The 12,766-nt window shown below is 70.8% G+C and carries 8 protein-coding genes; 6 read left to right on the forward strand and 2 right to left on the reverse strand.

Annotated elements, in window-relative coordinates:
• The first annotated feature begins 88 nt into the window (after positions 1-88).
• Entirely contained in the window at positions 89-2,332 is a 2,244-nt protein-coding gene (locus HALOF300_RS02615) for an HNH endonuclease signature motif containing protein (protein ID WP_197522247.1), read from the forward strand.
• Between the two features lie 126 nt (positions 2,333-2,458).
• Here HALOF300_RS02615 and HALOF300_RS02620 read toward each other — a convergent pair whose 3' ends face one another.
• Positions 2,459-3,238, reverse strand: a complete 780-nt coding sequence (locus HALOF300_RS02620) for a GNAT family N-acetyltransferase (protein WP_197522248.1) — start codon at positions 3,236-3,238, stop codon at positions 2,459-2,461.
• A gap of 92 nt (positions 3,239-3,330) precedes the next feature.
• On the opposite strand from HALOF300_RS02620, the gene HALOF300_RS02630 reads away from it, so the two are divergent.
• Positions 3,331-4,443, forward strand: coding sequence for a DnaJ domain-containing protein (locus tag HALOF300_RS02630; protein ID WP_231954978.1), 1,113 nt, complete (start codon positions 3,331-3,333; stop codon positions 4,441-4,443).
• 273 nt (positions 4,444-4,716) lie between these two features.
• Entirely contained in the window at positions 4,717-6,948 is a 2,232-nt protein-coding gene (locus HALOF300_RS02635) for a hypothetical protein (protein WP_156739103.1), read from the forward strand.
• 49 nt (positions 6,949-6,997) lie between these two features.
• Here the strand turns inward: HALOF300_RS02635 and catA are convergent, their stop codons facing one another.
• Complete coding sequence (gene catA, locus HALOF300_RS02640; protein WP_156739104.1) at positions 6,998-7,657, reverse strand: type A chloramphenicol O-acetyltransferase; 660 nt, start codon at positions 7,655-7,657, stop codon at positions 6,998-7,000.
• A gap of 167 nt (positions 7,658-7,824) precedes the next feature.
• Between catA and HALOF300_RS26850 the strand changes: the two genes are divergently transcribed.
• The 3 genes from HALOF300_RS26850 to hrpA are packed head-to-tail and all read left to right on the forward strand — an operon-like array spanning position 7,825 to position 12,750.
• On the forward strand, positions 7,825-8,034 hold the full coding sequence (locus HALOF300_RS26850; RefSeq protein ID WP_197522249.1) for a hypothetical protein: 210 nt from the start codon (positions 7,825-7,827) through the stop codon (positions 8,032-8,034).
• A gap of 18 nt (positions 8,035-8,052) precedes the next feature.
• Positions 8,053-8,298 (forward strand): GNAT family N-acetyltransferase, encoded by a 246-nt coding sequence (locus tag HALOF300_RS26855; RefSeq protein WP_197522250.1) that lies wholly within the window; start codon positions 8,053-8,055, stop codon positions 8,296-8,298.
• Between the two features lie 18 nt (positions 8,299-8,316).
• On the forward strand, positions 8,317-12,750 hold the full coding sequence (hrpA, locus tag HALOF300_RS02650) for an ATP-dependent RNA helicase HrpA (RefSeq protein ID WP_156739105.1): 4,434 nt from the start codon (positions 8,317-8,319) through the stop codon (positions 12,748-12,750).
• The last annotated feature ends 16 nt before the right edge of the window (positions 12,751-12,766 follow it).

Raw genomic sequence — 12,766 nt, forward strand, 5'->3', positions numbered from 1 at the left:
TATCCACAGTTGGGTTGGCCCTGCAGTGGATGTCGGTGGTCTGTCGTACGTTTGTTTTATGACCGGTGAGGGTGCGCAGGGTGCGGGGATGCATTCACTCCCCGACCCGGACGTGCCGTTCTTCGGGATGGCGCCGTTCCCGGTCCGAAGGCGTAACCGGCGGCGGGGTTCGGTGCTGGAGCTCGAGCCGTGGCAGATTCCGGGCGACCCGAAGCTGATCGGTGGCCAGTTCATCGGGCCGGCGCCGATGCCGTATCAGTGGTCCGAGGAGGCCCACACCCTGGAGATCACGCCCGCCGGGGCGCAGCTCGCGGCCCTGCTGGATGAGCTCGGGACCGACGATCTGCTCGATGAGGAGTTGATCGAGGTCATCGCGGCGAGCGAGCGGATGAAGTCCTGGGCCACCGCCCGCCAGGCCGCCGCGATCAACGAACTCGCCCAACGCCGGGCCATGCACCACCTCGAACGCAACGAGCTCGGCGTCGAGGTCTCGGCACGCCTGGCGGTCACCAACACCGCCGCGCAGGCCATGGTCGCCCGCGCCCAGAACCTCGAACATGCCCCCGAGGTCTTCGACGCCCTCGCGACCGGGAGCATCGACTCCCGTCGCGCGGACGTCCTGATCGATGCCACCATCACCCTGGACCACCTCCGGGCCCGCGGAGTGCACCGGGCCGTGCTGCCCGGCGCCGGCCACCTGACCTGGCGCCAGATCGAGACCCGCGCCAAGCGGGCCGTGATCGAGATCGACGGACCGCAGGCCGACCAACGTCACACCAAGGCCCGCAAGGACCGCCAGGTCCTCGTCAAGGCCGACGCCGACGGCATGGCCTGGCTCAGCGCGTACCTACCCGCCGACGACGCGATCACGATCTTCACGGCCCTCGACCAGATCGCCGGCACCCCGACCACCGGCGACGACCGCGCGATCGGCGCCCGGCGCGCCGACGCCCTGACCGACCTTGCCCGCGAGGTCCTGGCCACCGGCCACACCCCGGACGGCAACGCCCTACCGACCCGCCAGGGCGCCCGGCCACACCTGTTCATCACCGTCGCGCAATCGACCCTCGACGGCGACGACGACAACGCCGCCCATCTCGAGGGCTACGGCCCGATCCCGGCCTCGATGGCCCGCGCCATCGCCTCCCAAGCCACCTCCAGCACTGTCACCGTCGACCCCGACACCGGCGACTACACCGGCGGCGCCGACCCACAACGGATGTCACCAGCGACCGGGCACCTACCTCACGCCAAGCCGGCCAACCACGACGAACCCGACCACGACACCGGGCACGGCGACGGCAAGCCCGGTGGCAATGGCGAGCCCCGCGACGACGACCCAACCGGCGCCACCGAGCCCACCGACGGCACCGACCACGTCGACAGCAGTGGGACCCCCGATCCCTCCGACAGCACCGACAGCACGGACAGCACCGACAGCAGCGAGGGCAGCGGCAGTGGTCCCGCACAGACGGCGCCGGCCGACGTCGAGCGACGATCGGAGACCGTGCCCCCACCCGCCCGAACGCAAACCGACCCTGCACCCGAGGCACACGACCTGACCGGCCACCGGCCCGACCCGCCGTCCGAGGCTGGCATGCCCTTGCGCACCGACGCGGCACCCGCGCGCGAACCGGTCCTGCACCCGGGTGCGGCCGAGGGCCTGGACCTGGCCAATCCGCTCGACCTGATGCGCTGGGTCAGCGCGCAACCGCCCGACGGCCGTAGCCCCGTCACCCTCCTACGCGAGGAACTCGGCATCATCGCCGCAGACTCCTACGCACCCTCAGCCGAACTGCGCCGGCTCATCCTCGAACGAGACCGGACCTGCCAGTTCCCCAGCTGCGCGATGCCCTCATGGCGCGGCGAGATCGATCACATCATCGCCTTCGACCCAACCCTGCCCGCCTGGGCCCAGACCACCGACCTCAACCTCAGCATTCGCTGCAAACACCATCACCAGCTCAAAACCCGCGGACTGTGGACCGTGCACCGCGAGCCCAAGACCGGTACCTCCGTCTGGACCTCGACCGCGACCGGACACAACTACCGCCGCGAGCCCGACAAACCCATCCCCGGGCTCACCGCGACAGAGGTCGCCCGAGCCCTCGAGAGCCTCCTCGACGAACTCCCACCCTGGGAACGCCACCACCAGCGCGTGTCCTACCGGGCCGGCTACCTACCCGACCGATCCGACGGAGCCGACACCCTCCACGACATCCGGACCGCGATCCGCGAACGCGCCCACCGCGACAGCCCCAGCCCGACCCGAGCACGGGACCCCGACTCCACCGGGCCACCCCCCACGTTCCCCGACGAACCGACCTTCTGACGCTGGCAGTCGTCCCGGCAGGCCGAGGTCGTGGGGCGAGGTCATCGGCCCTCTCACCTCCCTCGTGCTGCACCGGGTCGGTGCAGCACGCCGACCATGACGCACATCCGCGAGCCCGGTCGGCTCCTACGCCAGTCGCTCGGGCATCACGAGCGAGCGCGTCTCGAAGCGGTGCCCGGTGCGGTACCCGAGCCTGGCGTAGACGGCCAGGGCCACGGCGTTGTCGCTGTAGACGCCCAGGGTTGAGACGCCGACGGCCTCGATCGCGCGGCGGGTCAGCGCGGCGGTGAGCGCCCGTCCGAGGCCGCGGCCACGGTGCTCGGTGTGGACGACGATGCCGGCAAGGTGCGGTGCGCCGGAGGCGAGTTCGTGGAGGGAGCCGACCGCGATCAGGTCGCCCTGGTCGTCGGCGACCCCGAGCCACAGGGTGGCGAAGCCCCGGCCCGGGAAGCCCTCGAACCCGGGGTTGTGCGAGCGAGCGAAAACCTCGATCCGGGCCGCGTCCGCGCTGTCGTCGAGTTCTACGAGGTCGACGGCGGCGCTCGCCTGCTCGACTGGCGGCACCTCGGTCCATAGGAAGTCCCAGCGGCCCGACCCCGCCACGGTCAGCGGCGACAGCGCCTGCAGTTCGCGACCGGCCGCCGTCGAGAACCACTCGACCTCCACCTCGCGTTCGCGCGCGGCCGCCGCGAGGAACTCGAGCGCCTCGGACTCCACGTCGGCGGGTGCGTCGGGCGCGACGATGGCGGCGCCGCCCCAGTGCCCGCTCGGGCGCCAGGGCGCCACGCACGCCCAGCCGTGCTCGCCGGCCGCGGCGATCACGCCCGCGGGGGTTGCCCACCGGACGTAAGGGTCGTTCCCGCTGTGCGCGAGCAGTGCCGCTCGATCCACCTGCTGCCAGTTCACGCGGTTCAGGTTCGCACACGCGACTCCCAGGGCACTCCCAGCGGCGCGAGCTAGTCTTGACCGCAGCAACTACCCACCCGCCGAAGGCCCTGATGACCGAACGCTCCCTCGGGGCCACGCCCTACGAGGTGCTCGGTGTTGACGCCGGTGCGTCCACCGAGGAACTGCGACGCGCCTACCGGCGACGGTTGCGCGAGTCCCACCCGGATGTCGGCGGGGACCCGGAACTGTTCCACGAGGTGCAGACGGCGTGGGACCAGATCGGCACGCCCGCGCACCGGGCGCGGTACGACCGCGCGAACCCGCCGACTGGCGCCCCGGCTCGTGGACCGGGATCGAACGGATCGCAACCGTCGGGACCCGCCTCCTCCCGGCCCTCCGGCACCGGGCCGCGGGCCGGCGGCTGGTCGCACGCCGGCGGTACCGCCGGCGCCGGTGGCCCGTCCGGCACCGGCGGTGTCTACGGCGGTGGCGGACCCGTCTGGACGGCCGGCTCGAGCCGGGGCAGCACGAACGTGCCGTCGCGGGCGCGTGCCTACGGTCATCCCGGCGGCTGGTCCCGCGAGCGCTACCTCACCCTGCTGCGGGAATGGGTGGGGCGCGGCGTCGCGATCGACGACCCGTACGCCCCCGACCTGGTAGCCCGGGCGCCCCGCGAGATCCAGCATGCGCTCGCCGACGCGCTCGCCGAGGAGCGCACTGCGCGCACCCTCGGGGATCTCAGTTCCGCCTTCACCGTCTGGAACGACGTGGCCACCGGCGCCGGCAGCGGCGGCTGGGCCCGCGACGCCGACGCCCCGGCCACGGACCCCGCGAAGATCGATCACGTCGTGCTCGGGCCGACCGGGCTGTGGGCGATCCAGTCCGAGGATTGGGGCGCCCCTGTGACGGTGCACCGCGGCGACCTGGTCAGCACGGGCCTGCCCACCGGTGAACACCCGATGGCCTCCCTGGAGCGCCGGGCAAAGGTCGCGCGGTCGTGGCGGACCCGGCTCGACGCGCTGCTGGTGGTACTTCCCGACGACGCGCTGGCCGACTCCGCGGACTGGGTCCTGGTCCGCCGGCGCGGTACCCCGCGGCTGGCCGTCCGGGCCCGCGGGCTGGCCCGGCTGATCACCGGCGGCCACCCCGCCGTGCCGCGCCCGTCCGAGGAGGCGATGTTCGCGCTGAGGCCGCAGTTGCGAGCCGCGATCGGGTTCGTCTAGGTCCCGGGAGCCGGATCGAAAGGCAGCGCCATCACGTGGCCCGGAGCGTCGGGCCCGTTGACAGCACAAGGACGACACAAATAGGCTTGCTTTCATGATGCGACGTTGCATCAGGCGGTTTTGCCCGCATCCCGAGTCAGATGGAGAGAGTCGATGACGACCCAGGACATACCGAAGTCGGTCCGCCCCCAAGCGCCGGGCATGTCGATGCACCCAGGATCCGTGGTTCCGGAAGGGCGCCTGGGCGAGACGCCTGCTTTGACGAGGCGCACAATGCTTCTTGCCACGGGGGCACTGGGTCTGGGCGGATTCGGTGCGGGTTCCGTCCTGCTAGGCATGCCGGCCCGTGCCGAGTCGCCGGGCCTGGTCCTCCCACTCGTCGACCCGTTGTCTGCCGGGCTACCCGATCGCGAATTGTTCGCTCCCCATGAGCAGGTCTTCGGAGAATTCGTTGGGATAGTCGCTCCGCTCGCAAACAGCGTCGTCGACGACGACTCGGATCTATTCGGCTGGATGGCGGACGGCTGGTGGCGCACACCGAACGATCCGCGCAACTCCCGGATCATGGAACACGTCGCCACGCTCTCCTGGTTCCTGTGCAACGACCGCCAGTGGAACCCCTACTACCTCGACGGTGCCCTTGAGCAACGCCTCGACGCGGCGATCGGGTACTACCTATCCCTGCAGGGATCCAGTGGCGCTTGGCCGGTGACCTATCAGGAGGAGAGCCTGGCGACCACGGGATTCGGACTCTCTGCTCTGCTGGCAACCCTGCGAAATCTCCGCCTCGAGGACCTCCTACCCGCGCGCCAGGAGGAGATCGAGTCGGCCGCCGTACCAGCCGCGCAGTGGCTCATGGACCTGGATCGTCCCCACTGGAGCCTCCCGATCCGCTACGCGAACCAGATCGCCGGTGCGCTGGCAGCCGTCGCGGATGCCGCCCGCACGATCCCCGCACCCGAACTGGCGGGTGACCTCGACACCGGAATCTCGCTCTTCGTCGAGCACGCACAGTCGCCGGCCGGCTATTTCCACGAGCCGCTCGGACTCGATCAGAGATACAGCATCGGCACCCAGTTCCCCGATCTCGCCCTGCTCTATCGCGACACCGGGAATCCGCTGATCGTCGCCGCGGTCGAGCGCTTCGCCGAGTTCCTCACCTTCTCCCTGATCTACGAACCGGACTCCGGTGGGGCCTACTACTTCGCCTCCGCCTGCGGACGAATCGCCAGCTCCGCCCGGCCAGACCCATTGTCCGAGGCAGGCGATACCAGCGGCCTCGCGCGGGACTTCATCCCGCAGGTTCCTGCGGTCGGCACGTTCTTCGTCTCGAAGGAGGAGAAGGACGCAGCACGACAGGCTTGGACGAGCGACGTTCGACCTGTCACCCCGAAGAGCAAGGGCAACACGGACCCGAGGTCCTTCCTGCACGGACCGTTGGCACCGGACAATGTGACGACCTCCGAGCGTCAGGCCCTGCTGGCGGCACTGCCCTACCACCGCCTCGAGACCTTCACCCGACACCTCCTCGGCACCATCGATCAGAACCTGCTCTTCGTGCGTCGACCCGGGTACTACCTGGGTGCAGTGACCGGTGAGCGCGGCGACCTCAGCGGCGGGCCGTCCATGGTGCGACTCGGTACCGGGTTCCTGTGGCATCCCGCCGCAGGGATGTTCATCCATTCGTTGAACGACACCGCCGACGGCCATTGGACCACTCTCGGCGACTCTGGACTCGACCCGGCAATGTCGAGGCTCGACGCGACGTACTACGAAGGTCCAACCACGGACGGCGACAGGCTCGAGCCAGACGAGTTGTCCGGCCACGAAGGCACCTTCACGCAGCAGCTCGTCTCAGCAGCGACAGGGATCCTGACAGAGATGACGTTCCTCGCCGGTGGGCTGACACGGCGGGTCACCAGCGCTGGCTCATCGCAGGAGCTGATACCTCTCACGCTGCGAGAGGAGGACGTCCTGACCTTCTCGGACGGCACCACCGCACGCCGCGGGGAAGCGCTCTCGGCCACGGCCGAGAGCGTGCTGATCACCCGCAACGACACCTCGCTCCTCATCTCGTGGGGTGTGCCGATCCCGATCACGCTCGAGCCCACCGGGCGGAAGTACTTCGTGGGAGGGGTGAGCGAACAACACCTGCTCAGGGTCCATCACTCGGGCGACCTGACCACACAGGTCACCAGCCTCGAATCGGACACGTTCGCTGAACCGGTCCACTGCAGTGTGACCGCGGCGCGGCATTCGGGTCAGGGTTCGAGCAACGTCACGGTCCAGGTCACGTCCCTCGAGCAGGATCCGGTCGACGTCAGGGTCGTCACCGAGCAGGCAAGCCGATCCATCGACGCGCTCGCCCCTGGCGCGCGCACAGACCAGGTGTTCACGTCCGGACCGGCCCGCGCCGCTCGAAGCGTGGTGGTCATCGCGACGACGTCGGGCTCGGAGTCACGGACCCGGGTGTGGCGCCTGAATCTTGAGGCTTCTGGCAATTGAGCCGATTGGTGGAGACACTGCGGCTGCGTATACGACCGCCGACGCGGGACTACTCCCCGCTCACCCAGGACGGGTCCGCGAGCAGGGTCTGCAACTCGTTCACGAACCTTGCCGCGTGGAAGCCGTCCGCCGCGGCGTGGTGGACCTGTAGCGCGAGCGGCAGGAACACCCGACCGTCACCCTCCTGGTAGCGCCCGAGCGTGAAGATCGGCGCGAGATGGCGCCAGACGTCGCGGATGTTCAGGTTGAAGCCGGTGAACGAGGCCCAGGGCAGGCTCGACACGTCGAAGGTGTTGGGCTGTTCCCCGCCCTGCGGGAAGAACTCGGTGCTGTCGCGGTACCGGTCGAGCAGATCCGCCGCGCCGTCATGGAAGGTGCCGAAGTCCGCATCGTAGGGGGCCCAGATGCTGGAGAACGTCTCCCGCTCGGTGTTGAAGATGGTGAACGAGGGGTGCAGCACCGGCCAGGTCGCGGGAGCGTCGGACTCTGCCAGGCACATCCGGAACTCCTCACGCCGGTTGACGATCGTGCCGAGCGCCCAGATCTGGGCGACGTACGTCCTCCGGGGAGAGTCCCGCAGCGCCCTGACGAACTCGGTCACGTCGAGCTCGACCGTCATCGAGTAGGTGCACGGCACCGCGTGGAGGTAGTGCTCGAAGTGCTGGCGCCGGGGCCAGCTCGCGAGGTCGATCGGGGTCGGGGTGTCCATCCGTCCATCGTGGCGGCCGACGTGATAGTGATCGAGTGAATTACGACGTCACCCGATGACCGCTCATCGGTCGCGCACCTCCCCCAGCCACGCGAGCAGCACTGGATAGGTTTCGACCCGTACCGGTGATGCGCGACGGAGTGGGCGGGGATGGTTGGACGATGGTCGTGATCGAGCGTGGAGACAAGCTCGGCGAGGGGTCCCGGCGCCGGATCACCGAGGTCTACGTGCGTAGTTTCGTGCAGGACTTCGTCGCGTTCTCCCGCGACACCGGCGACCTGGCGGACGCGTTCGAGCACATGCTGCTGCTCGACCGGTTCTACATCGCGCCCGTCGACGGCGAGCCCGCCGGCCTCGCCTCGCTCACCGAGGGGTGAGCAGACACTGTTCGAACCTTGTCGGCAGGGGTCCGCCGACACCTCGGCCCCGTACGCGGGCTGCTCGCGTACGTGGTGATCCGGCGCTGGTCCATGCGCGCCTTCGATGGTGCCCGGCCCGGGCTCGCCGAGATCGGGCTCGTCGCCACCGAGCCGGGCCATCAGGGTCGCGGTGTGGCAACCGCTCTGCTGCGCCATCTTCTGGCGCTGCCTGAGTACCGCGAAATTACCGCTCCCATCAGGGCGGAGAAAGCACTGGCGTAGTCGGGGAGAATAGGGGCGGTGACTGAGGCGACTGACGAGACGGGGCGTACGCCCCGCCGTCGGCGACCCCGCCGGAGGCGCCCCGGAGGGCGACCCGCCGAGCAGGGCAGCACGCCTGCGAACACCGGCCCCGGCACGCCAACTGACGGCGGCACGGACGACGGGGCCCAGACGCGCACCGCACCGGCTTCCTACGGCGAGGCTCACCGCCCGGGCGGCGGCAAGGGTTCGGGCGGCGGGCGCGGTTCCGGCAGAAGGCCCGACGGCGGCCCTCGCCGTGGTCACGGAACGTCCGGTGGCCGCACGAATGGCTTCCGGACGCCGAGCCCCGAGCTGCTCGCGAAGCGCCGGGCGGCGCTGCCCACGATCTCCTACCCGGCACAACTGCCGGTCTCGGCCCGCCGGGAGGAGATCGCCGACGCGATCCGCGACCACCAGGTGGTGATCGTGGCCGGCGAGACCGGATCGGGCAAGACAACCCAGATCCCGAAGATCTGCCTGGAACTGGGCCGCGGCATCACCGGCACGATCGGGCACACCCAGCCCCGCCGGATCGCGGCGCGCACCGTGGCCGAACGCATCGCGGAGGAGCTGGACGTCGAACTCGGTGGTGCGGTCGGCTACCAGGTGCGGTTCACCGATCAGGTCTCCGAGACCACGCTGATCAAGATCATGACGGACGGCATCCTGCTCGCCGAGATCCAGCGCGACCCGCTGCTGCGCCGCTACGACACGATCATCGTGGACGAGGCGCACGAGCGGACCCTGAACATCGACTTCCTGCTCGGGTTCCTGCACCAGCTGCTGCCCAAGCGCCCGGACCTGAAGGTCATCGTCACCTCCGCCACGATCGACTCGGCCCGCTTCGCGGAGTACTTCGCGCAACCCCAGCACACGGTGCCCGTGGTGGAGGTGTCGGGGCGGACGTATCCGGTCGAGATTCGCTACCGTCCCCTCCTCGCCGATCTCGACGACGAGTTCGACGGACCGCTGGACGACGACGCTGCGCCACTGCCGGACGAGGAGGCGATCGACCAGAACACGGCGATCTGCCGGGCGGCCGACGAGCTGATGGCTGAGGGCGGCGGGGACATCCTGGTGTTCCTGTCCGGCGAGCGGGAGATCCGCGACGCCGCGGACGCCCTCGCCGAGCACCTCGGGCCCCGGTACGTCGCGCCGGGCGGGGCGCGCGCATCCGCGCACGCTGCGAACGCCGTCGAGGTCATCCCGCTGTACGCACGCCTGTCCGCCGCGGAGCAGCACCGCGTGTTCGAGCGACACACCACCCGGCGGATCGTGCTCGCCACGAACGTCGCCGAGACCTCGTTGACGGTGCCGGGCATCCGGTACGTGATCGACCCCGGCACGGCCCGGATCTCGCGCTACTCCAACCGCACCAAGGTGCAGCGGCTGCCGATCGAGCCGGTCAGCCAGGCCAGCGCGAACCAGCGCGCGGGCCGCTGTGGCCGCGTCGCCGACGGGATCTGCATCCGGCTGTACTCCCAGCGGGACTACGAGGGCCGTCCCGAGTACACCGAGCCGGAGATCCTGCGCACGTCGCTGGCGTCGGTGATCCTGCAGATGACCGCGCTCGGCCTCGGGGACGTCGCGCGGTTCGACTTCCTCGACTCCCCCGACTCGCGCGCCGTCAAGGACGGCCTGCAGCTCCTGCACGAGCTGAACGCCATCGAGGCGGAATCCGCCACCAGCTCGAGCAACCAGCTCACGAAGGTCGGACGGGCGCTCGCCCAGCTCCCGATCGACCCACGCCTCGGCCGGATGCTCGTCGAGGCGGGGCGGCTCGGATGCGTGCGCGAGGTGATGGTCATCGTGGCGGGCCTGTCGGTCCAGGACGTGCGTGAACGGCCCAGCGAGCACCAGCAGGCGGCCGATGAGAAGCATCGCAGGTTCGCCGACCCCACCTCGGACTTCCTGTCCCTGCTCAAGCTCTGGGACTACCTCAAGGAGCAGCAGGGCGAGCTGGGGTCCTCGGCGTTCCGGCGGCTGTGCCGCTCCGAGTACCTGAACTTCCTGCGGGTGCGCGAGTGGCAGGACGTGCACACGCAGCTGCGGCAGATGGCCAAGCCGCTCGGCCTGGAGACCCACCACCGTGGCGACGCCACGGACCCGGATCGGGTGCACCAGGCCCTGCTGTCCGGGCTGCTCTCGCACGTGGGCTCCTGGGACGAGCGCCGACGCGACTACGCCGGCGCCCGCGGCACCCGCTTCGTGATCTTCCCGGGCTCGCACCTGGCGAAGAAGAACCCGGCCTGGATCATGGCCGGCGAGCTCGTGGAGACGTCCCGGCTGTTCGCGCGCACGGTCGCGCGGATCAAGCCCGAGTGGGCCGAGCCGCTGGCCGAGCACCTCGTCAAGCGCACGTACTCCGAGCCGTACTGGTCCAGCAAGCAGGGTGCGGCCATGGTCAAGGAGAAGGTGCTCCTGTACGGGGTGCCGATCGTGAACGAGCGCGCCGTGCCGCTGGCCCGGGTGGACGGCCCGCTCGCCCGGGAGCTGTTCCTACGGCACGCGCTCGTCGAGGGCGAGTGGCGCACCCACCACGCCTTCTTCGCGGAGAACAACCGGCTGCTCGAGGAAGCCCAGTCGCTGGAGGCCAGGTCCCGGCGCCGCGACCTCGTGATCGACGAGGATGGCCTGTTCGACTTCTACGACGAGCGGATCCCCGACGACGTCACCACCGCCCGGCACTTCGACGCCTGGTGGAAGGATGCCCGCACCCAGACCCCGGACCTGCTGAGTTTCACCACGCAGCTGCTGGTGCCGGAGGCGGAGAGCCTGGACGCCGACGCGTTCCCGGACACCTGGCGCCAGGACGACCTCACCCTCCCTCTCACCTACCAGTTCGAGCCCGGCGCCGAGGCCGACGGCGTCACCGTGCATATCCCGATCTCGGTCCTGAACCGGGTCCGCCCGGACGGTTTCGACTGGATGGTGCCCGGGCTCGTGGACGAGCTCGCGGTGGCGACGATCCGGTCGCTGCCGAAGGCGCTGCGCCGCCAGCTCGTGCCCGCACCGGACGTCGCCCGGGAGATCGTCGCGCAACTGCCGGACTGGTCCGAGGCCGCGCCCGCCGGGTCGCCCTCGTTCGCCGAGGCGTTCGCCGTGGCCGCCCGCGCGCTGCGCGAGGTGGAGATCGACGACGACTCGTGGGCGCCCGACCGGCTGCCCCCGCACCTGCGGATGACGTTCCGGGTGCAGACGGACCGCGGTGCCACGCTCGCCGATGGCAAGGACCTGGTGCTCCTGCAGCGCCAGCTCGCCCGGGAGTCCCGGGACGCCGTGCGCAGTGCGGTCCGCACGGCGCTCACCGAGGCGCAGGCCGCATCGCTGCATCCGGGCGCAACGCCCGACGGCGGGGGCCGGCCCGGCGGCGACGGCACCTCGGGTGGGCGCGGCCGAGGCGCGGTGCCCGACGGCGCAGGTGGGCCCGGTGGCCATGGCGCCCCGCGTGGTCGCCGCGCGAGCGGCGCGGGCGGCTCCGGTGGCTCCGGCGGGTCCGGCGGCGACGGCTCCCCGCACGGTCCGGGCGGGCGCGGGTTGACGCCCGGCCTGGCCGAGCAGACCGGCCTGACCGGCTGGCCAGAGCTTCCGGGCGGCCGCATCCCGGACACCGTGTCCTCCGTTGGCGCGGCCGGACTGGAGATCCGCGGCTACCCGGCCCTCGCGGACGAGCGCGGCGACGTGGCGCTGCGGGTGCTCGCGAACGCCCCCGACCAGGCGGTGAGCCACCGCGCCGGGGTGCTGCGACTGCTCTACCTGGGCTCCGCCCTGGCGGTCGGCCGCATCACCTCCCGGTGGACCAGCGCGCAGTCGCTGACGCTGGCGACGAGCCCCTACAGGAACACCGATGCCCTCGTCGCGGACCTCCAAATCGCCGCGATCTCGGCACTGGTGGCCGGCACCGACCTCGCCGGAGTGCGCGACCGGGCCGCGTTCGAGGCACTGCTGACGCGCATCAAGCCGGCCCTGGAGGACGAGGTGCTGCGCGTCGCCGAGCTCACGGTGCGGATCCTGACCGCGTCCCGGGAGCTGGACGCGACGATCCGCGCCACCACGTCGATGGCCCTGCTGAACGTCCTCACCGACGTCCGTGACCAGCACGCCGCCCTGGTCCACCCGGGGTTCCTGCGCGACACGCCACCCGAGCACCTGGTGCACCTGCCCCGCTACCTGCGGGCCGCCGTCGTCCGCCTGGAGAAGGCAGCCGAGAACCCGAACCGGGACGCCGATCGCGCCTGGACCCTCGGCGAGCTGCACGAGGCATGGTGGTCGACCACCCAGGCCGCGGCACACGACCCGGTTCGCACCGCCCGGCTCGCCGAGATCCGGTGGCAGCTCGAGGAGCTGCGCGTCAGTTACTTCGCGCAGCAGCTCGGCACGCCGATGACCGTCTCGGACAAGCGGATCCGCAAGGCCCTCGCGGACGCCTGACCCCCCTGGCCCACCC

It is taken from the genome of Occultella aeris (genome assembly GCF_902703175.1).
GTDB classification, from domain to species: Bacteria; Actinomycetota; Actinomycetes; order Actinomycetales; family Beutenbergiaceae; genus Occultella; species Occultella aeris.